Here is a 20925-nt window from a genome sequence, read left to right as displayed (position 1 = left end):
CCCCGATACCGCGATGCAAGTCCAATCGATGCATTTCAAGGCGCGCGCCGGCCAGAAGCTGGCCGACCAGCGCCTGCAGCAGAACCTGAAGAAGCTGTCGACGAAGTTCGTGTCCGCGCGCGCCGACGCGATGACCCTGATCGACTTCCCGGCCACGCGCGCCGCGCTCAAGGCGCGCCGCAACCGCGCGCTGGAGCATCTCGACGTGTGGCTCGAGGCATTCGAGCGCGAGGCGACGCGGCGCGGCACGACGGTGCTGTTCGCGGAAACGACCGCGGACGCCGCGCGGCTCGTGGCCGACATCGCGCGCCGGCACGACGTGAAGAAGGTCATCAAGACCAAGTCGATGGTGTCCGAGGAAATGCGCCTGAATGCGGTGCTCGCGGAGATGGGCGTGCAGTCGATCGAGACGGACCTCGGCGAATACATCCTGCAGATCAACGACAACGAGCCGCCGAGCCACATCATCGCGCCCGTCGTGCACAAGGACAAGGACGAGATCGCCGACCTGTTCGCACGCACGCACCAGCGCGAGCGGCTCACCGAGATTCCGGACATGACGCGCGAGGCGCGCGAGGTGCTGCGCCCGCATTTCATGTCGGCCGACATGGGCGTGACGGGCGGCAACTTCGTGATTGCCGAGACGGGCTCGGTCGCGATCGTGACGAACGAAGGGAACGAGGGGATGTGCACGGTGATGCCGCGCGTGCATGTCGCGGTGACCGGCATCGAGAAGGTGCTGCCGACCCTCGAGGATCTCGCGACCGCGATGCGCCTGCTGCCGCGTTCCGCGACCGGGCAGAAGACGTCGAACTATTTCTCGCTGCTGACCGGGCCGCGCGGGCCGGGCGACGAAGACGGCCCCGAGCACAACTACGTGGTGCTCGTCGACGGCGGCCGCACCGGCCTGATCGGCGGCGAATTCCAGGAGATGCTGCGCTGCATCCGCTGCGGCGCCTGCATGAACCATTGTCCGGTGTATCAGAAGGTCGGCGGCCACGCGTACGGCTGGGTCTATCCGGGGCCGATGGGCTCGGTGCTGACGCCGAGCTACGTCGGGCTCGACCGCGCGCTCGACCTGCCGCAGGCGGCGACGCTGTGCGGCGAATGCGACAGCGTCTGTCCGGCCGGGATTCCGTTGTCGCGCCTGTTGCGCACGCTGCGCGAGAAGCAGGTCGAGCGCCACCTGCGGCCATGGCGCGAGCGCGCGGCGCTCGCCGCGTGGGGTTTCTTCGCGCGGCGGCCGCTGCTGTATGCGCTGACGACCAAGCTCGCGGTGCGCATCCTCGAGCGGCTGGGCGGCAACGGCGGCACGCTGCGGCGCTTGCCGATGATGGGTGGCTGGATGGACACGCGCGACATGCCGACGCCGACCGGACGCACGTTCCGCGAGCTGTACGCGGCGTCGCAAAGCCACTTGGGCTGACACTGTTCAGCGGGCAGCAACAGTGCGTTCGCTATTTGTATATTTATCTCGATAGATGTGATCTATAGAATCTCGTCTGTAGTCCCCGGAATTGGGTTTCGGGGTACGAGGTCAAGGAGGTCCGCATCATGAAAAAGACAATATCGATGTACTGGCCGCTGGCAATCGTGGTTCCGCTGGCAGCGGTTGCCTATCTGCATGCGATGGCCGGTGCGCCGTCGCGCGGCCCGCTCGCGGTTCACCAGGCGTCCGCCGAACTCGCGCGCGCGGTGTCGTTCGGGCTGGTCGGCGACGCGGCACAGCCGCTGCCGGCGGCGTCTGGCGACATGGTGCTCGCTGCGCCGAAGGCGCTGTAAGGCATGGCGCCGTCGCTTTGCGCGACGGCGCGATTCCGGTCGCCTTTGTATAATGGCGTGTTCTTCTCCCACGCGGTCCGCCGCGGCTTTCCGATAGTGCGATGACCCGCGTTGCGATCTGTTTCGTCTGTCTCGGCAACATCTGCCGTTCGCCCACCGCGGAAGGCGTGATGCGCCACCAGGTCGACGCGGCCGCGCTGGCCGACCGGATCGCGGTCGATTCGGCCGGCACCGGCGACTGGCACGTGGGCGAGCCGCCCGATACGCGTGCGCAGGCGGCGGCCCGCAGCCGCGGCTACGATCTGTCGGCGCTGCGCGCCCGGCAGGTGAGCGCGGCGGATTTCGAGCAATTCGACCTGCTGCTCGCGATGGACGAGGCGAATCTCGCCGAACTGCGCCGCCGTTGCCCGCCGCAGCACCGCGAGAAAGTGCGCCTGCTGATGGAATTCGCGCCGGGTGCGACCGAAACCGAAGTGGCCGATCCGTATTTCGGCGGTGCGCAGGGCTTCGAGCAGGTGCTCGACCAGGTCGAGCGTGCGTGCGCGGGCCTGCTGGAGACGCTGCGCGCACGTACGGCGCGCTGACCGCGCACTATTCAGCAGTCTGCGAATACCCTTTCAAAGACATGGATACTTGACTAAAAACGTCAAATATTTATACTTGACCAAAATCGTCAAGATTGCAGTCCCCTAGACACCATGAGACTCACCACCAAAGGCCGTTTCGCCGTCACGGCGATGATTGACTTGGCACTGCGCCAGGAGCAGGGCCCGGTGACGCTTGCAGGCATCAGCCAGCGCCAGCGGATTTCGCTCTCGTATCTCGAACAGCTGTTCGGCAAGCTGCGCAGGCATGAAATCGTCGAATCCGTGCGCGGCCCGGGCGGCGGCTACAACCTCGCGCGTCGCGCGCAGGACGTCACCGTTGCCGACATCATCATCGCGGTCGATGAACCGCTCGACGCCACGCAGTGCGGCGGCAAAGGCACGTGCGACGGCTCGAAGCAGCCCGACGGCCATTGCATGACGCACGAGCTGTGGTCGACGCTGAACCAGAAGATGGTCGAATACCTCGATTCGGTGTCGCTGCAGGATCTCGTCGATCAGCAGCGCGCACGCGAGGGTGCCCCCGCGGTGCTGCGCGACCGTCGCGCGCCGGAGCCCGTCGCCGCACCGGCCGAGCCCGTGCGCACGATGCCGCTCGGCCCCAATTCGGTGTTCAACATCGCGAGTTCGTGAGCGCGAAAGCGCCCGCCAACCCCCATAACGCACATAGTCCCTGCACAGAATACCCGGAGCGACAGATGACCCAAGAGACTCTCCACCTGCCCATCTATATGGATTACAGCGCGACGACGCCCGTCGATCCGCGCGTGGTCGATAAGATGGTGCCGTACCTGCGCGAGCAGTTCGGCAACCCGGCGTCGCGCAGCCACGCTTACGGCTGGGACGCGGAGCGTGCAGTCGAGGAAGCGCGCGAACAGGTGGCCGCACTTGTGAACGCCGACCCGCGCGAGATCATCTGGACGTCCGGCGCCACGGAGTCGGACAACCTCGCGATCAAGGGCGCCGCGAACTTCTACAAGGGCAAGGGCAAGCACATCATCACGGTGAAGACGGAGCACAAGGCCGTGCTCGATACGTGCCGCGAGCTCGAGCGCGACGGTTTCGAAGTCACCTACCTCGACGTGAAGGATGACGGCCTGATCGACCTCGACGTGTTCAAGGCCGCGCTGCGCCCGGACACGATCCTCGTGTCGGTGATGCACGTGAACAACGAGATCGGCGTGATCCAGGACATCGAGACGATCGGCGAAATCTGCCGAGAGAAGGGCATCGTGTTCCACGTCGATGCCGCGCAGTCGACCGGCAAGGTCGCGATCGACCTCGCGAAGCTGAAGGTCGACCTGATGTCGTTCTCGGCACACAAGACCTACGGCCCGAAGGGCATCGGCGCGCTGTACGTGCGCCGCAAGCCGCGTGTGCGCATCGAAGCGCAGATGCACGGCGGCGGTCACGAGCGCGGCATGCGTTCGGGCACGCTGCCGACGCACCAGATCGTCGGCATGGGTGAAGCGTTCCGCATCGCGCGCGAGGAAATGGCGACCGAGAACGAGCGTATCCGCATGCTGCGCGACAAGCTGCTGCGCGGCCTGTCGCAGATCGAGGAAACCTACGTGAACGGCGACATGGATCACCGTGTCCCGCACAACCTGAACATCAGCTTCAACTTCGTCGAAGGCGAGTCGCTGATCATGGCGATCAAGGACGTCGCGGTGTCGTCGGGCTCCGCGTGCACGTCGGCGTCGCTGGAGCCGTCGTACGTGCTGCGTGCGCTCGGCCGCAACGACGAGCTCGCGCACAGCTCGATCCGCTTCACGGTCGGCCGCTTCACGACGGAGCAGGAAGTCGACTTCGTGATCAACCTGCTGAACAGCAAGATCGCGAAGCTGCGCGAACTGTCGCCGCTCTGGGAAATGCACCAGGAAGGCATCGATCTGTCGACGATCGAATGGGCCGCGCACTGATACCGCATTGAATGCAACCGCGGGCGGATTGACGCACGCAGGCGTAACGAGTCAAGGAGTCTGAGTCATGTCTTACAGCAACAAGGTTCTGGATCACTACGAAAACCCGCGCAACGTCGGTTCGTTCGCGAAGGACGACGACACGGTCGGCACGGGCATGGTCGGCGCGCCGGCATGCGGCGACGTGATGAAGCTGCAGATCCGCGTCGGCGCGGACGGTGTGATCGAAGACGCGAAGTTCAAGACCTACGGTTGCGGTTCGGCGATCGCATCGAGCTCGCTCGTCACCGAATGGGTGAAGGGCAAGACGCTCGACGAGGCACTGTCGATCAAGAACACGCAGATCGCCGAAGAACTCGCGCTGCCGCCGGTGAAGATTCACTGTTCGATCCTCGCGGAAGACGCGATCAAGGCAGCCGTGGCCGACTACAAGAAGCGCCACGACACCAAGGAAAGCGATCAGGCAGCAGCCTGAGCGGCATCGAGCGGCTAGGGAAGGAAACGCGGGGCCTCCGGGTGGGGCGCCGCGGCAAGGACATCATGGCAATTACACTGACCGAAAAAGCAGCACAGCACGTTCAGAAATACCTCGTCCGTCGCGGCAAGGGTGTGGGCCTGCGGCTTGGCGTTCGTACGACCGGGTGCTCGGGGCTCGCGTACAAGCTCGAGTATGTCGACGATCTGGCTCCGGAGGATCAGGTGTTCGAGAGCCATGGCGTGAAGGTCGTCGTCGATCCGAAGAGCCTCGCGTATATCGACGGCACCGAGCTCGACTTCGCCCGCGAAGGCCTGAATGAAGGGTTCAAGTTCAACAACCCGAACGTGAAGGACGAGTGCGGGTGCGGGGAATCGTTCCGCGTGTGACGCGGCTCCCTCCGCGCGATGCGGGCAAGAGGCGGCACGGGCCGCCTTTTTAATGTGCGGCGCTTGCCGCACGACGAACCGGAATTGAACGCGACGATGGTTTCGCTGAAAAACAGCCATTTCGACCTGTTTCACCTGCCGGCGCAATTCGCGCTCGACGAGACGGCGCTCGACGCCGCCTACCGGACGGTGCAGACGCAGGTGCATCCCGACCGCTTCGCGGCGGCCGGCGACGCGCAAAAGCGTATCGCGATGCAATGGGCCACTCGCGCGAACGAGGCGTACCGCACGCTGCGCGATCCGTTGAAGCGCGCGTCCTATCTGTTGTCGCTGCGCGGTGTCGACATCGGCGCGGAAAACAACACGGCGATGGAGCCTGCGTTCCTGATGCAGCAGATGGAGTGGCGCGAGGGCATCGAGGATGCCGCGGCCGCCCGCAACGTCGACGCGCTCGATGCGCTGCTCGCCGAGCTGCGCGACGAGAAGCGCGTGCGCGTCGAGCGCCTCGGCACGCTGCTCGACAGCGGTGCCGACCAGGCCGCCGCGGAAGCCGTGCGTCAGCTGATGTTCATCGAACGAGTCGCGTCGGAAGTGGGCGCGCAGATCGAGCGCCTCGAAACTTAACCGCGTGCCTTGCGGCACGCGCAGCAAACGGGCCGAGCGCCCGAACGAACCAAGATGGCTTTACTGCAAATTTCCGAACCGGGCATGGCGCCGGCGCCGCACCAGCGGCGACTCGCCGTCGGGATCGATCTCGGCACGACGAACTCGCTCGTCGCCGCCGTGCGCAACAGCGTGCCCGAAGTCCTGCCGGACGAAGCGGGCCGCGTGCTGCTGCCGTCGGTGGTCCGTTACCTCGAGAAGGGCGGCCGCCGCATCGGCCACGAAGCGAAGGAGCAGGCCGCGACCGATCCGCGCAATACGATCGTGTCGGTCAAGCGCTTCATGGGCCGCGGCAAGGCCGAGGTCGAAGGCGCGGCGAACGCGCCGTACGAATTCGTCGATGCGCCGGGCATGGTGCAGATCCGTACGATCGACGGCGTGAAGAGCCCGGTCGAAGTGTCGGCCGAGATTCTCGCGACGCTGCGTTATCGCGCGGAAGATTCGCTCGGCGACGAGCTGGTCGGCGCGGTGATCACGGTGCCGGCTTACTTCGACGATGCGCAGCGCCAGGCGACCAAGGATGCCGCGCGTCTCGCGGGCCTCAACGTGCTGCGCCTGCTGAACGAACCGACCGCCGCGGCGATTGCCTACGGTCTCGACAACGCGGCCGAAGGCCTTTACGCGGTGTACGACCTCGGCGGCGGCACGTTCGACCTGTCGATCCTGAAGCTGACCAAGGGCGTGTTCGAGGTGCTGGCCGCGGGCGGCGATTCCGCGCTCGGCGGCGACGATTTCGACCACGCGCTGTTCGGCCACGTGCTCGCGCAGGCCGGGATCGACGCGAAGACGCTCGCGCCCGAAGACGTGCGCCTGCTGCTCGATCGGGTGCGCGTGCTGAAGGAAGCGCTGTCGTCGGCGCCCGAAGCGGCGCTCGACGTGACGCTGTCGAGCGGCGCACACCTCGTGCAGACGATTTCGCACGATACCTTCGCGTCGCTCGTCGAGCCGCTCGTGCAGCGCACGCTCACGCCGACCCGCAAGGCGCTGCGCGATGCGCAGGTCACGCCGGCCGACATCAAGGGCGTCGTGCTCGTCGGCGGCGCGACGCGCATGCCGGTGATCCGCGACGCGGTCGCGAAGTATTTCGGCCAGCCGCCGCTCGTGAACCTCGATCCGGATCAGGTCGTCGCGCTCGGCGCGGCGATCCAGGCCGATCTGCTCGCGGGCAATCGCGGCACCGGCGACGACTGGCTGCTGCTCGACGTGATTCCGCTGTCGCTTGGTGTCGAGACGATGGGTGGCCTCGTCGAGAAGATCATTCCGCGCAACTCGACGATTCCGATCGCGCGTGCGCAGGAATTCACGACCTTCAAGGACGGCCAGACCGCGATGGCGATCCACGTCGTGCAGGGCGAGCGCGAGCTCGTCGCCGACTGCCGGTCGCTCGCGCGCTTCGAGCTGCGCGGCATTCCGCCGATGACGGCGGGCGCGGCTCGCATTCGCGTGACCTATCAGGTCGACGCGGACGGCCTGCTGTCGGTGTTCGCACGCGAGCAGTTGTCGGGCGTCGAGGCATCGGTCGTCGTGAAGCCGTCGTACGGCCTCGCCGACGACGACATCGCGAAGATGCTGGAAGACAGCTTCAAGACCGCCGAAATCGACATGCGGGCCCGCGCGCTGCGCGAAGCGCAGGTCGAGGCCGAACGGATGCTCGAGGCGACGCAGGCCGCGCTGGCGGCCGACGGCGAACTGCTCGAGGCCGACGAGCGCGCGCAGGTCGATGCGCTCGCCGCGGCGTTGCGCGCGGTCGCGCAGGGCGACGATACGAATGCGATCGAAGCGGCGACCAAGGCGCTGGCCGACGGGACCGACGAATTCGCGGCGCGCCGGATGGACAAGAGCATCAGGCGCGCGCTGTCGGGCCGCCGGCTCGACGAGATCTGAACCCACGAACCGCGCATCGGCCGGCAACGGCCCGCGCGATGATGAACGTGCGGCGCGCGGCGCCGCACCCTGACTGACGGAACGAACATGCCTCAACTGGTGGTGCTGCCTCACGTCGAACTGTGCCCGGACGGCGCGGTGATCGACGCGACGCCCGGCAAGAGTATCTGCGACAACCTGCTCGATCACGGGATCGAGATCGAACATGCATGCGAGAAGTCGTGCGCATGCACGACGTGCCACGTGGTGATCCGCGAAGGCTTCAACGATCTGACGCCGTCCGAGGAGGACGAGGACGATCTGCTGGACAAGGCGTGGGGCCTGGAGCCGACGTCGCGCCTGTCGTGCCAGGCGATCGTGAAGGAAGATTCGGACCTGGTGGTCGAGATCCCGAAGTACTCGATCAACCACGCGAAGGAAAATCACTGACAGGAACCGGAGGCAGGCGATGAAATGGACCGATTCGCGTGAAATAGCCATTGCGCTGGCGGACAAGCACCCCGACATCGACCCGCAGCGGATCAACTTCGTCGACCTGCGCCAGTGGGTGCTCGAGCTCGACGGCTTCGACGACGATCCGACGCACTCCGGCGAGAAGATCCTCGAGGCGATCCAGGCGCACTGGATCGACGAATCGGATTTCGACGACGAGGACTGATCGACCCGAACGGCCACGGCGTGCGCTGCAACGGTGCGCGCCGCGTCAATGAAAAACGGCTCGTGAGCGCTTGCTCGCGAGCCGTTTTCGTTTTGGGCGACGCCGCGCACGACGTGCGGGCAGCGGGACGCCGGCGACTACACGATCAGCTTCAAGCGCCGACCAGCGTGCCGTTCTCGATCCGCACGCGCTGACCCTGGCCGAACGGCGGCGGGTTGTGGTACGTGAACGTGCGCGTCGCGCCGCTTTCCATCTGCACTTGCACCTGATAGTCGGTTTCCGCGCGGACCTGCTTCTCGACCTGGTTGCCGGCGAGACCGCCGCCCAGCGCGCCGATGATCGTCATCGCGGTGCGGCCGTTGCCGTTGCCGAACTGGTTGCCGAGCAGGCCACCGGCCGCTGCGCCGCCCACGGCGCCGATCCCCGAGCTCTGGCCCGGCGTGCGCGTCTGCGTGATCGCGACGACCGTGCCGCAACTCTGGCAGTAGGCTTGCGCCGGCGCCGACGGCTGCTGCGCGTATTGCGGCGGCTGCGGCGCGGTCGTGTGACGGCGGTGCGGCGCGGCCGGGCGCGGCGCCGGCTTCGGCTCGGCCTGCGCGACGGCGGCCTTCTGCTGCGCGGCGGCCTGTTCCGCGGCCTGCCGCTGCGCTTGTGCGGCCAGCGCGGCGCTGGCGGCCGCGGCCGTATCGACGGCCGGCTGCGACGCGATCAGCGCAGCCTGGGTCTGACCATTCTGTTCATTGCTGCTGGTGGCTTTCGGGAACACGCCCGTGATTGCTGCCGTCGCCGCGAGGCTGGCGACGATGACGGCGCCGGCTGCGGTGGCGATCAGCGGGTGGAGGCGTTGCTTTTGCGGCGTGGTCTGAGTCTGGTTGTCCATTTTTTTCTCCAAGGTCGATCCGCATCGGCGCGCTGCGCCGGAGCAGGATCCCACGCTCGGGAGCGAGCAGACCGGGCGTTCCGGCGCCTGGTTCTGGTCCCGTGGTCATGCGTGGTGACGCAACAGGAGTGTCGTCCACGGCCCAGACGTGCACCGTATCAAGGTGTAACGAATTGCAGCACGGGATCAACGCTTGCTACCGGGAAAACCCGGAGAAGGGCGTCGCGACAAGGGGAATAAAACAGGGGAGGATCGAAGGCCGGCAGACGCCGGCTGGCGGGATTTACGCGTCGTTACAAAGCCGACGCGTGCGCGCCACGGGGGGCGGCGCACACGCGGTCGCGGCCGTCAGTCTTCGCGGCGCAGATGCGGGAACAGCAGCACGTCGCGGATCGTCGGGCTGTCGGTCAGCAGCATCACGAGACGGTCGATGCCGATCCCGCAGCCGCCGGTCGGGGGCATCCCGTATTCGAGCGCGCGGATGTAGTCGGCGTCGAAGAACATCGCTTCCTCGTCGCCCGCGTCCTTCTGCTCGACCTGCTTCTTGAAGCGCGCGGCCTGGTCTTCCGGATCGTTCAGCTCCGAGAAGCCGTTCGCGATCTCGCGGCCGGTCATGAAGAGCTCGAAACGCTCGGTGATGCCCGGCACCGTATCCGATGCGCGTGCGAGCGGCGACACCTCGACCGGGTAGTCGATGATGAACGTCGGCTCCCACAGCTGCGCTTCGGCCGTTTCCTCGAACAGCGCGAGCTGCAGCGCGCCGATGCCGGCGTTCAGGAACGCCGGCTGCGACACGTCGACGCCGAAGCGCTTCAGTTCGGTGCGCAGGAACGCGTCGTCCGACAGCTGGCCGTCGGTGTAGTCCGGTGCGTACTTCTGGATCGCCTGCGTGATCGTCAGGCGATGGAACGGCTTCGCGAGGTCGAGCTCGCGGCCCTGATACTGGATCGTCGCGGTGCCGAGCGCATCGATCGCCGCCTGGCGGATCAGTTGCTCGGTGAAGTCCATCAGCCAGCGGTAGTCGGTGTACGCGGCGTAGAACTCCATCATCGTGAATTCCGGATTGTGGCGCGGCGACACGCCTTCATTCCGGAAATTGCGGTTGATCTCGAACACGCGCTCGAAGCCGCCGACGATCAGGCGCTTCAGGTACAGCTCCGGCGCGATGCGCAGGAACATCTGCATGTCGAGCGCATTGTGATGCGTGACGAACGGCTTCGCGGCCGCGCCGCCCGGGATCGGGTGCAGCATCGGCGTCTCGACTTCCATGAAGTCGGCGTTGTCCATGAACTTGCGGATCGACGCGATCGTCTTCGTGCGGGCGCGGAACGTGTCGCGCGTTTCCGGCGTGACGATCAGGTCGACGTAGCGCTGGCGGTAGCGCATTTCCTGGTCGGACAGGCCGTGGAACTTGTCCGGCAGCGGGCGCAGCGCCTTCGACAGCAGACGCAGCTCCTTGCACTGGACCGACAGCTCGCCCTTGTTGGTGCGGAACAGCACGCCGCGCGCGGCGACGATGTCGCCGAGGTCCCACTTCTTGAACGCGTCGTAGGTGTCGGCGCCGACGTCGTTCGGCGTCACGAAGAACTGGATCTGGCCCGAGCCGTCCTGCACCGTCGCGAAACTCGCCTTGCCCATCACGCGCTTGAGCATCATGCGGCCGGCCACCGACACCTCGACCGGGTTCGCTTCGAGCGCGGCCTTGTCCGAATCGGCGAATTTGGCCTGCAGGTCGGCTGCGTGGTGCTCGGGGCGGAAATCGTTCGGGTAGGCGACGCCTTGCTCGCGCAACGCGCGCAGCTTCTCGCGGCGCTCGGCGATGATCTGGTTTTCGTCCGCCGTGACGGCGGGCTGCGTTTGGGTCGGTTCGGTCATGATGGTCGGAATTCGGAGTGGGGTGCGGCAAGGCAACGGAAAGGGCGGCGCGGGCCGGCCGCGCCGCGGCGCTTACACGCCCTGTTTGAGGCTCGCGCTGATGAAGTCGTCGAGGTCGCCGTCGAGCACCGCCCGCGTGTTGCTCATTTCGACGTTCGTGCGCAGGTCCTTCACGCGGCTCTGGTCGAGCACGTACGAGCGGATCTGGTGGCCCCAGCCCACATCGGTCTTGCTCGATTCGAGCTTGTCCTGCTCGGCCTGGCGCTTGCGCATTTCGACTTCGTAGAGGCGCGACTTCAGCATCGCCATCGCTTCGGCGCGGTTGCGGTGCTGCGAGCGGTCGTTCTGGCACTGCACGACGATGCCCGTCGGCATGTGCGTGATCCGCACCGCGGAGTCGGTCTTGTTGATGTGCTGACCGCCCGCGCCCGAGGCGCGGTACGTGTCGATGCGCAGGTCGGCCGGGTTGATCTCGACTTCGATCGAGTCGTCGATTTCCGGATAGACGAACACCGACGAGAACGACGTGTGGCGGCCGCCCGACGAGTCGAACGGCGACTTGCGCACGAGGCGGTGGATGCCCGTTTCGGTGCGCAGGAAGCCGTACGCGTATTCGCCCGTGACCTTGACCGTCGCGTTCTTGATGCCGGCGACGTCGCCGTCGGACTCTTCGAGCACTTCCGCCTTGAAGCCCTTGCGCTCGCAGTAGCGCAGGTACTGGCGCAGCAGCATGGACGCCCAGTCGCATGCCTCGGTGCCGCCGGCGCCGGCCTGGATGTCGATGAAGCAGTTGTTCGGATCGGCCGGGTTCGAGAACATCCGGCGGAATTCGATGTCGCCGACGCGCGCTTCGAGCTTCGCGGCGTCGTCTTCGGATGCGAGAAGGGTGTCTTCGTCGCCTTCCTCGCGTGCCAGCTCGAACAGGTCGAGCGCATCGCGCAGGTCGCTATCGAGCGCGGTGAGCGTCGTGACGACGCCTTCGAGCAGCTTCTTCTCGCGGCCGAGTGCCTGGGCGTTCTTTGAATCGTTCCAGACGTTCGGGTCTTCGAGTTCCTTGTTGACTTCGGTCAGACGCGCAGCTTTGGCGTCGTAGTCAAAGATACCCCGAAGCTCGCCCGCGCGATTGCGCAGGTCGAGCAGGGAGCTTTCGATCGCGTTGAGACGTTCCGCTTCCATGATCGTTCGCTGTTCCGGCTTCGTAAAAAAGCGGAATTATAGCTGATCGGGAGGGTTGCCCGGTGACGCAAACGGTGCCCGTACGCGTGTCGGCGGCCCCGTCCGGCGCGGCGTGCACGCGTGCGGCGGCGCGTCGCGGGGCGGTCGGCCCGCTCAGCCGGCCGCGTGTTCGACGATCAACTGGACGCGCGTGACGCCGTTCCACGTATCGGCGACGAGCCGGTACGCGACCAGCGCGCTCGCCGGCAGCGGCTCGGTGTGGTTGAACCAGATCGCGTTGAAGCGCTGGCGGCCGCGCGCCAGCTGCAGCTTCAGGTGCTTTTCCTTCACGAGCGACTGCGACACGACGTCGAATTCGCCCGAGAAAAGCGGGGCCGGAAAGCCTTGCCCCCACACGGCTTCGTCGAGCAGGCCGACGAACTGCGGCGTGAAGTACGCGTCCTCGAGTTCGCCGTCGGTCTCGATCACGCGGGCCAGCGCGTCGTCGGACAGCCATTCGCGCGCGACGGCCTCGAACGCGGCCGCGAAGCGCGGCACGTTGTCGGTGTCGAGCGTGAGGCCGGCCGCCATCGCGTGGCCGCCGAACGCGACGATCAGGTCCGGTTCGCGCTTCGACACGAGGTCGAGCGCGTCGCGCAGGTGGAAGCCGGCGATCGATCGGCCGGAACCCTTGACCCGCCGGCCTTCGTCGTCGGCGTGCGCGAACGTGAACGACGGACGGTGGAATTTCTCCTTGAGCCGGCCGGCGACGATGCCGATCACGCCCTGGTGCCACGCGGGATTGAACAGCGTGATCGTGCACGCGTCGGCCGGATCGACGTCGGCGAGATCGGCGAGCGCCTGCTGCTGCATGCCGGCCTCGATTTCGCGGCGCTCGCGGTTCATCACGTCGAGCTGCTGCGCGAGATCCCACGCGCGGCCGATGTCGTCGGTGATCAGGCATTCGATGCCGAGCGACATGTCGGACAGCCGCCCAGCGGCGTTCAGGCGCGGGCCGAGGCCGAAGCCGAGGTCGAAGCCCGACGCGGTGCGCGCTTCGCGCGCGGCGGCCCGGAACAGCGCGGCGATGCCCGGCTGCATGCGGCCGTTGCGGATGCGCTGCAGCCCCTGCGCGACCAGCACGCGGTTGTTGCCGTCGAGCCGCACGACGTCGGCAACGGTGCCGAGCGCGACGAGGTCGAGCAGGCCGTCGAGGCGCGGCTCGGCCTCCTTGCTCGCGAATGCACCGCGGCGGCGCAGCTCGGCGCGCAGCGCGAGCAGCACGTAGAACATCACGCCGACGCCGGCGAGGTGCTTGCTCGGGAATGCGCAGCCGGGCTGGTTCGGGTTGACGATCGCGCGCGCGGCGGGCAGCGCGTCGCCGGGCAGGTGGTGGTCGGTCACGAGCACGTCGATGCCGCGCGCGTTCGCGGCTTCGACGCCGGCGACGCTCGCGATCCCGTTGTCGACGGTGATCAGCAGGTCGGGCTTGCGCGCGGCCGCGAGCTCGACGATCTCGGGCGTGAGGCCGTAGCCGTATTCGAAGCGGTTCGGCACCAGGTAGTCGATCTGCGCGCCGAACATCCGCAGGCCGCGCACCGCGACCGCGCAGGCAGTCGCGCCGTCGCAGTCGTAGTCGGCGACGACCAGCAGGCGCCGCTTGTCGGCAATCGCGTCGGCGAGCAGCACCGCCGCATCGGCGCAGCCTTTCAGCTCGGTGGGCGGCACGAGGCGCGCGAGCGCGGTCTCGATGTCGACGGGCGACTGCACGCCGCGCGACGCGTACAGGCGCGCGAGGACGGGGTGCAGACCGTGGCGCGCAAGCGCTTCGGCGTCGGCGGGCGCGACGGGGCGGGTAACGATCCGGGTCATTCGGGGTCTGCTGGTTATTCGAACAGGGAGGCAAGCGCGCGGCGGCGCCAGAACTTGCGCAGATCGCCGCGCGTCGCGTGCAGCGTCACGGAGCTCGTGTCGCCGCACAGCGTGACATCGACGCTCGCCAGCTCGCCGTTCTGCAGCGCGGCGAGCGCCGGCGCGAACCAGGCGCGCTCGAGCGCGGTGAGGCCGTCGTGCCAGCGCGCCCAGTCCTGCTCGATGAACGGGGTGGTCAGCGCAGGCAGATCAACAAGCGTCGCGCCGTCGGCGGCAGGCAGCGCGCCGAATGTCGCAGGCGGCTTGCCGGCTTCGATTTGCGCGGCGCGCGCGAGGCCGAGCGCGGCGGGCGACGCCGACAGCACGCGCGCGAACGGCTTGCCGACCGGCTTCAGCGTGCCCTGCGCATGGAACCAGACCGAATTGACGGCGGGCAGGCCGCGGGCCTCGCGGGCTTCGTTGACCGGATGCTGGAACCACGCCATCTGCACTTCGTTCTGCAGTTTCATCCACATCCGCGAGCGCTCGCCCGTATGCGCCTCGTGCGGCAGCCAGATCTCGATGTTGCGGCCGCTGGCGCGCAGCGGCGCGGCGCCGGCGAGGCGCGCGAGCTGGTCGCTCGACAGATACCAGCGCGCCGGGTTCGGCGCTTCGAGCCGTACGCCCAGTTCCTCGATCAGCGGTCGTGCGACCGCGAGCAGCGCGGCCGCGTCGCCGTCGTCGAGCGCGAGGGCGGCCGGATCGACGAGCACCAGGTGATCGTGCGCGATTTCGACGTGCACGGGCTCGACGCACGCCCACGCGTGCGTGCCGGGGTCGCCGCCGTCGGCCAGCAGCATGTAGGGCGCGAGCGGCGCCTCGTCCGCGGCATTGCCTTGCGTGGCGCCGAACCGGCTTGCCAGCCAGCGCTCGTGCGGCAGCGTGCGCTGGAAGTCCTCGCCGGCCACGCGCTCGACGAGGCTCGCGCGGGCGAGCAACTTCTGGAGCGCGGGGCTGTCCAGCGTGTGCAGGGACGAGGCCGCATCGGCCGCCGACGGCAGCGCGAACGGAACGAGAAAATGGAGGCGTCGGTCGTGCATGATGGTGCGCATTGTATGGCAAACTGCGCGCGTGATCGGGCCGGCTGACGGCCCGTTCGCGTCCGGCGGTCGTTTTTCGGCCGTGCCCGGGCTGCCGGCCGCCACCCGGCGGCGGCCCGGCCGCGGCGCGCCTCCCGCCGTAACCAGCAGAAAGGATTCGCTTGAAACTTCCGTACGAATGGCAGATCGGCTGGCGCTACACGCGCGCCGGCAAACGCACGACCGGCAACGGCTTCATTTCCTTCATCGCGCTCGTGTCGATGCTCGGGATCGCGCTCGGCGTCGCGGCGCTGATCGTCGTGCTGTCGGTGATGAACGGCTTCCAGAAGGAAGTGCGCGACCGCATGCTGTCGGTGCTCGCGCACGTCGAGGTGTTCTCGCCGACGGGGTCGATGCCCGACTGGCAACTGACCGCGCAGGAAGCGCGCCGCAATCCGTCGGTGATCGGCGCCGCGCCGTATGTCGACGCGCAGGCGCTGCTCACGCGCCAGGACGCGGTGAGCGGCGTGATGCTGCGCGGCGTCGAGCCGTCGCTCGAGCCGCAGGTGTCCGACATCGGCAAGGACATGAAGGCCGGCCAGCTCGGCGCGCTCGTGCCGGGCCAGTTCGGCATCGTGCTCGGCGACGCGCTCGCCGGCAACCTCGGCGTGACGGTCGGCGACAAGGTCACGCTCGTCGCGCCCGAAGGCTCGATCACGCCGGCAGGGATGATGCCGCGCCTGAAGCAGTTCACGGTGGTCGGCGTGTTCGAGTCGGGCCACTACGAATACGACAGCACGCTCGCGATGATCAACATCCGCGACGCCGAGGCGCTGTTCCGGATGAACGCGCCGACCGGCGTGCGGCTGCGGCTCACCGACATGCAGAAGGCGCCGCAGGTCGCGGTCGAGCTGTCGCACACGCTGTCGGGCAGCCTGTACATTCGCGACTGGACCCAGCAGAACAAGACATGGTTCTCGGCCGTGCAGATCGAGAAGCGGATGATGTTCATCATCCTCACGCTGATCATCGCGGTGGCCGCGTTCAACCTCGTGTCGTCGCTCGTGATGACGGTGACCAACAAGCAGGCGGACATCGCGATCCTGCGCACGCTCGGCGCGCAGCCGGGGTCGATCATGAAGATCTTCGTCGTGCAGGGCGTGACGATCGGCTTCGTCGGCACCGCGTCCGGCGTCGCGCTCGGCTGCCTGATCGCGTGGAGCATCCCGTGGCTGATCCCGATGATCGAGCACCTGTTCGGCGTGCAGTTCCTGCCGCCGTCGGTGTACTTCATCAGCGAGCTGCCGTCCGAACTCGTCGCGAGCGACGTGATCCGGATCGGGCTGATCGCGTTCGCGCTGTCGGCCGTCGCGACGCTTTATCCGAGCTGGCGCGGCGCGAAGGTGAAGCCGGCGGAGGCGCTCCGCTATGAATGACCGCGCGGCCGCATTCGCGGATTCACGACAACAACACAACAGACAGGATTCGGCAGGTATGCAGGAATACGTGCTTCAGGCGCGCGGGATCACGAAGGCGTTCGTGCAGGGCGGCTTCAACGTGCAGGTGCTCAACAACACCGAGCTGACGGTGCGGCGCGGCGAGAAGCTCGCGGTCGTCGGCGCGTCGGGCTCCGGCAAGAGCACGCTGCTGCACGTGCTGGGCGGGCTCGACGAGCCGAGCGCCGGCGAAGTGTCGCTGCTCGGCAAGCCGTTTACGCAACTCGCCGAGCGTGAGCGCAACGAGTTGCGCAACCGCGCGCTCGGCTTCGTCTACCAGTTCCACCACCTGCTGCCCGAGTTCACCGCGCTCGACAACGTCGCGATGCCGCTGCGCATCCGCCGGATGACCACCGAGGACGCGCGCGAGCAGGCACAGGCGATGCTCGAACGCGTCGGTCTCGGCCCGCGGGCGAAGCACCGGCCGGGCGAGCTGTCGGGCGGCGAACGGCAGCGCGTCGCGATCGCGCGTGCGCTGGTCACGAAGCCCGCGTGCGTGCTCGCCGACGAGCCGACCGGCAACCTCGACGGCACGACGGCCGACACGGTGTTCAACCTGATGCTCGAACTGTCCGAGACGCTCGAAACGAGTTTCGTGATCGTCACGCACGACCCCGATCTCGCCGCGCGTTGCGATCGCATCATGCGGCTGCGCGACGGGGTGCTGCACGAGGAGCCGGCGCTGCCGGTGTAAAAAAGCCACGCCGTTGGCCGGCCGCCGGTTCGTCGCGGCACGGCGCAACGACGCAGGACCGCTGCCATGTGGATCGACACGCATTGCCATCTCGATGCCGCCGAGTTCGACGCCGACCGCGACGCGGTCGCGCAGGCTGCGCACGCGGCCGGCGTGTCGCGCATCGTGATCCCGAGCATCGGGCGCGACAACTTCACGACGGTGCGCGAACTCGCGCAGCGCACGCCGGGCGCGGCGTACGCGCTCGGTATCCATCCGATGTATACGCCGCAGGCGCGCGACGAGGATCTCGACCGGCTGCGCATGGAGATCGAGGCCAGCCTCGACGATCCGCGTTTCGTCGCGATCGGCGAGATCGGGCTCGACTATTTCGTGCCGGGGCTCGACGAAGACCGGCAGCAATTCTTCTACCAGGGCCAGCTCCGGCTGGCGCGGGAATTCGACCTGCCGGTGCTGTGTCACGTGCGCAAGTCGCAGGACCGCGTGCTGGCCGGGCTGCGCCGTTTCGGCGTGCGGCGCGGCATCGCGCATGCGTTCAACGGCAGCTTTCAGCAAGCCGAAGCGTATCTGGCGCAGGGCCTCCATCTCGGCTTCGGCGGTAATGTGACCTTCACGCGCGCGCGGCAGATCCGCCGGCTCGCCACCGAGTTGCCGCTCGACGCGCTCGTCGTCGAGACCGATGCGCCCGACATCGCGCCCGAATGGGCATACAAATCCCGCAATACGCCCGACCAGGTGCCGCGCATCGGCGCCGTGCTCGCCGAATTGCGCGGGCTCGATACTGGCGAATTGGCCGTACGCACTTCGGCTAACGCGCTCGCCGCGCTGCCGCGACTCGCACTTTCGTCCGCATAATCGTTGCCGGAAGGCGCCGTATTGGCAGGGTGGCGCCGGGTCGACGAGGAGGCGGAATGCGCGTGGGGTGGATCGCGTTCGCGCTCGGCGTCGTCGTGCTGCAGCGGCAGGCGGCGTTGCCGGGGGCGATCGCATGGACGGTCGGAGCAGCCGTGCTCGCGGGCTGTGCGGCGCTCGGTGTGTGGTGCGTGCGCTGGCCGCGCACGCGTGCGGTCGTTGCATGCGGATGGATGCTGTGGGCGCTCGCGGCCAGCGTCGCGGGGTTCGGCTATGCGGCGGCACGCGCCGAGTGGCGGTTGAGCGACAGCCTGCCTGCCGAGTGGGAAGGGCGTGACATCGTCGTCACGGGCGTGATCCGCGGGTTGCCCGTCGTCGATGAAACGGGCGCGCGGCTGCTGTTCGCGGTCGAATCGAACGATGCGGGGCTCACCCGTTTTCCACCATTGATCCGGCTGTCGTGGCGTGCGTATGGTGCATCCGCGACACGCGATACGCTTCCCGATTTGCGGGCGGCCCAGCGCTGGCGTTTCGTCGTGCGTCTCAAGCGTCCGCATGCCGAGGCCAATCCCGGCGTGCGCGACAGCGAGGCGGCATGGCTCGCCGCGGGCATTCGTGCGATCGGCTATGTCAGTGCGCCGCGCCGGGCGGTATTGCTCGATGCGCGCGCATCCGGATGGCGTGCATCGATCGATCGGGTGCGCGACACGCTGCGCGCACGCATCGACGACGTGCTCGGTACCGATGCAGCGCACCGCGGCATCGTCGCCGCGCTGGCGATCGGCGACCAGTCGGGCATCGGCGACGACGACTGGCGCGTGCTGCGCAATACGGGCACGAGCCACCTGGTCGCGATTTCCGGTCTCCATGTCGGGCTGGTCGGCGCGATCGCCGGCTGGCTCGTGTCGATGGTCTGGCGCCGCGTGCGATGGCGCGCGGGGGCCGCGACGCTCGTGGTGCCGGCGCCGTACGCGGCCGCGCTTGCGGCGCTGGTTGCTGCCGCGGGCTACGCCGCGCTCGCCGGTTTCAACGTGCCGGCGCAGCGCGCGTGGTGGATGATCGCGGGCGGCGGCATCGCGTATCTGGCCGGCCGCAGCGTGCCGACGTCCGCGGTGCTGTGCGCGGCGCTCGGCGGCGTGCTGCTCGTCGATCCGTGGGCCGTGCTGTCGGCCGGGTTCTGGCTGTCGTTCGGCGCGGTCGCCGTGATCCTGCTGGCCGTTGCCGGCTGGCGTGCGGTGCGCGAGGTCGACGATATCGATGAAGCGGGTGCGGAAGGCGGCACGACCGGCCTGCGGAGCCGGTTGCGCGGGTGGGGGACGCGTTGCCGGCGCCGCCTCGCCGAGGCGACGCGCGTGCAGTACGCGGTGACGATCGGGCTCGCGCCGCTCACCGCCGCGTGGTTCGCGCAGGTTTCCCTGTCGGGCCCGTTCGGCAATGCGTTCGCGATTCCGTGGGTCAGCTCGGTCGTCACGCCGGTCGTGCTGGCCGGCATCGCGTTGCCGCCGCCACTCGATGCGGCGGCTTTCCGGCTTGCGCATGCGGCGCTCGAACCGATGATGACGCTGCTCGGGTATCTGGCCGACTGGCCGGCCGGCGTGTTTTGGCTGCGCATGCCCGACTGGCCGGTGCTGGCGCTCGCATGCGTGGGCGTCGCGTGGGCGCTGATGCCGCGCGGCTGGCCGTTGCGCTGGGCGGCGCCGCTCACGTGGCTGCCGCTGGTCGCGCCGGCGCCGGATGCGCCGCCGCCGGGCGGCTTCCGGCTGACCGTGCTCGACGTCGGGCAGGGTGCGGCGGTGCTGGTCGAAACCGCACGGCGGACCTTGCTGTTCGATGCGGGGCCGGGCGCTGAGTCGTCTCACGCCGGTACGCGGATCGTCGCGCCGGCGTTACGGGCGCGCGGCATCGCGACGATCGATTCGCTCGTCCTCAGTCACGCGGATGCCGATCATGCGGGCGGCGCACCGGCCGTCTATGCGGCCACCGACGTGCGCCAGCTGCTGGCCGGCATTGCGCCGCGGCACCGGCTGTGGCGCGATGCGCAGGCGGCCGGCGTGGCCGATCGGCTACCTTGCGCAGCCGGGCAGCGATGGACCTGGGACGGTGTCGTCTTCACGATGCTGTGGCCGCCGGGCGGGGTGGGCACGGGGTCGTCGAACGGACAATCGTGCGTGTTGCGCATCGATGCGGGCGGCACGTCGGCACTGCTGACGGGCGACATCGAGGCCGCCGCCGAGCGCCGGCTGGTGGCCGATGCGCGCGACGCGCTGGCCGCGCAGATCCTGGTCGTTCCGCACCACGGCAGCCGCACGTCGTCGGTCGAGCCTTTCCTCGATTCGGTCGGGCCGCGCGTCGCGGTATTTCCTGTAGGCTATCGCAATCGTTTCGGGCATCCGCACCGGACCGTGCTGGCCCGCTACGAGGCGCGCGGGATTCCGCTGCCGCGCACCGATCGCGACGGCGCCGTGCGATTCGACGTCGCGCCGGCCGGCGGCGGGTTTGCCTTCGCGCGCTATCGCGATGAACGGCGCAGGTACTGGATGGACCGGTGAGCGCGGCGAAGGCCGCCGTATCGGGATGGAAAGTTCGGGGCCGGCGTGCCGTACCGAAGCGCGGTCCCGACAGAATACGAAGCATGGGACTGGCGTGAGAGCCAAAGCGCCAACGC

At 68.1% G+C, this 20925-nt stretch carries 20 protein-coding genes; 15 read left to right on the top strand and 5 right to left on the bottom strand.

The genetic code is table 11. The features are described 5' to 3' along the window. Positions 1 to 13: 13 nt before the first annotated feature. The 11 genes from SY91_RS13845 to iscX all read left to right on the top strand — a co-directional run bounded on the left by SY91_RS13845 (position 14) and on the right by iscX (position 8378). A complete protein-coding gene (locus tag SY91_RS13845) occupies positions 14 to 1426 on the top strand; it encodes a lactate utilization protein B (protein ID WP_185920958.1) in 1413 nt (470 codons plus the stop codon). A 128-nt stretch (positions 1427 to 1554) separates the two neighbouring features. Next, on the top strand, positions 1555 to 1782 hold the full coding sequence (locus tag SY91_RS13840; RefSeq protein ID WP_006478387.1) for a hypothetical protein: 228 nt from the start codon (positions 1555 to 1557) through the stop codon (positions 1780 to 1782). 101 nt (positions 1783 to 1883) lie between these two features. Next, on the top strand, positions 1884 to 2366 hold the full coding sequence (locus SY91_RS13835; RefSeq protein WP_006478388.1) for a low molecular weight protein-tyrosine-phosphatase: 483 nt from the start codon (positions 1884 to 1886) through the stop codon (positions 2364 to 2366). 114 nt (positions 2367 to 2480) lie between these two features. Continuing rightward, positions 2481 to 3020 (top strand): Fe-S cluster assembly transcriptional regulator IscR, encoded by a 540-nt coding sequence (iscR, locus tag SY91_RS13830; protein WP_006401955.1) that lies wholly within the window; start codon positions 2481 to 2483, stop codon positions 3018 to 3020. Positions 3021 to 3085: 65 nt separating this feature from the next. After that, positions 3086 to 4309, top strand: coding sequence for an IscS subfamily cysteine desulfurase (locus SY91_RS13825; protein WP_011549460.1), 1224 nt, complete (start codon positions 3086 to 3088; stop codon positions 4307 to 4309). A gap of 67 nt (positions 4310 to 4376) precedes the next feature. After that, positions 4377 to 4784 (top strand): Fe-S cluster assembly scaffold IscU, encoded by a 408-nt coding sequence (iscU, locus tag SY91_RS13820; protein WP_006478389.1) that lies wholly within the window; start codon positions 4377 to 4379, stop codon positions 4782 to 4784. A 65-nt stretch (positions 4785 to 4849) separates the two neighbouring features. Then, positions 4850 to 5173 (top strand): iron-sulfur cluster assembly protein IscA, encoded by a 324-nt coding sequence (iscA, locus tag SY91_RS13815; protein ID WP_011549461.1) that lies wholly within the window; start codon positions 4850 to 4852, stop codon positions 5171 to 5173. Positions 5174 to 5269: 96 nt separating this feature from the next. Further along, on the top strand, positions 5270 to 5797 hold the full coding sequence (gene hscB / locus SY91_RS13810; RefSeq protein ID WP_124591784.1) for a Fe-S protein assembly co-chaperone HscB: 528 nt from the start codon (positions 5270 to 5272) through the stop codon (positions 5795 to 5797). A gap of 54 nt (positions 5798 to 5851) precedes the next feature. Beyond that, entirely contained in the window at positions 5852 to 7720 is a 1869-nt protein-coding gene (gene hscA, locus SY91_RS13805; RefSeq protein WP_105798537.1) for a Fe-S protein assembly chaperone HscA, read from the top strand. A gap of 87 nt (positions 7721 to 7807) precedes the next feature. After that, a complete protein-coding gene (gene fdx, locus SY91_RS13800) occupies positions 7808 to 8149 on the top strand; it encodes an ISC system 2Fe-2S type ferredoxin (RefSeq protein ID WP_006478392.1) in 342 nt (113 codons plus the stop codon). Positions 8150 to 8168: 19 nt separating this feature from the next. Further along, on the top strand, positions 8169 to 8378 hold the full coding sequence (iscX, locus tag SY91_RS13795) for a Fe-S cluster assembly protein IscX (protein ID WP_006478393.1): 210 nt from the start codon (positions 8169 to 8171) through the stop codon (positions 8376 to 8378). Between the two features lie 151 nt (positions 8379 to 8529). Here the strand turns inward: iscX and SY91_RS13790 are convergent, their stop codons facing one another. From SY91_RS13790 to SY91_RS13770, 5 genes are all read right to left on the bottom strand, one after another. After that, positions 8530 to 9258: a glycine zipper 2TM domain-containing protein gene (locus SY91_RS13790; RefSeq protein WP_027813471.1), complete on the bottom strand. Its 729-nt coding sequence runs from the start codon at positions 9256 to 9258 to the stop codon at positions 8530 to 8532. 348 nt (positions 9259 to 9606) lie between these two features. Continuing rightward, positions 9607 to 11133, bottom strand: coding sequence for a lysine--tRNA ligase (gene lysS, locus SY91_RS13785; protein WP_006478395.1), 1527 nt, complete (start codon positions 11131 to 11133; stop codon positions 9607 to 9609). A 72-nt stretch (positions 11134 to 11205) separates the two neighbouring features. Then, entirely contained in the window at positions 11206 to 12309 is a 1104-nt protein-coding gene (gene prfB / locus SY91_RS13780) for a peptide chain release factor 2 (RefSeq protein ID WP_185920957.1), read from the bottom strand. Between the two features lie 153 nt (positions 12310 to 12462). Beyond that, positions 12463 to 14160, bottom strand: coding sequence for a single-stranded-DNA-specific exonuclease RecJ (gene recJ, locus SY91_RS13775; protein WP_011694323.1), 1698 nt, complete (start codon positions 14158 to 14160; stop codon positions 12463 to 12465). Positions 14161 to 14174: 14 nt separating this feature from the next. Continuing rightward, the gene (locus SY91_RS13770) at positions 14175 to 15251 is read right to left on the bottom strand and encodes a hypothetical protein (protein WP_043887616.1); all 1077 of its coding nucleotides are present in this window, start codon (positions 15249 to 15251) and stop codon (positions 14175 to 14177) included. 149 nt (positions 15252 to 15400) lie between these two features. Between SY91_RS13770 and SY91_RS13765 the strand changes: the two genes are divergently transcribed. The 4 genes from SY91_RS13765 to SY91_RS13750 all read left to right on the top strand — a co-directional run bounded on the left by SY91_RS13765 (position 15401) and on the right by SY91_RS13750 (position 20809). Next, on the top strand, positions 15401 to 16654 hold the full coding sequence (locus tag SY91_RS13765; protein WP_006478398.1) for a lipoprotein-releasing ABC transporter permease subunit: 1254 nt from the start codon (positions 15401 to 15403) through the stop codon (positions 16652 to 16654). 58 nt (positions 16655 to 16712) lie between these two features. Continuing rightward, positions 16713 to 17408, top strand: coding sequence for a lipoprotein-releasing ABC transporter ATP-binding protein LolD (gene lolD / locus SY91_RS13760; protein WP_034174517.1), 696 nt, complete (start codon positions 16713 to 16715; stop codon positions 17406 to 17408). A 66-nt stretch (positions 17409 to 17474) separates the two neighbouring features. Beyond that, entirely contained in the window at positions 17475 to 18263 is a 789-nt protein-coding gene (locus SY91_RS13755) for a TatD family hydrolase (RefSeq protein WP_006478400.1), read from the top strand. Positions 18264 to 18319: 56 nt separating this feature from the next. Then, positions 18320 to 20809 carry a DNA internalization-related competence protein ComEC/Rec2 gene (locus SY91_RS13750; protein ID WP_105798535.1) on the top strand — a complete coding sequence of 830 codons (2490 nt, stop codon included), beginning with the start codon at positions 18320 to 18322 and terminating at the stop codon, positions 20807 to 20809. Positions 20810 to 20925 lie beyond the last annotated feature (116 nt).

The organism is Burkholderia cenocepacia (assembly GCF_014211915.1).
GTDB classification, from domain to species: Bacteria; Pseudomonadota; Gammaproteobacteria; order Burkholderiales; family Burkholderiaceae; genus Burkholderia; species Burkholderia orbicola.
Note: the sequence above shows the minus strand (reverse complement) of the source record. Positions and strands in the feature narration are given on the sequence as shown.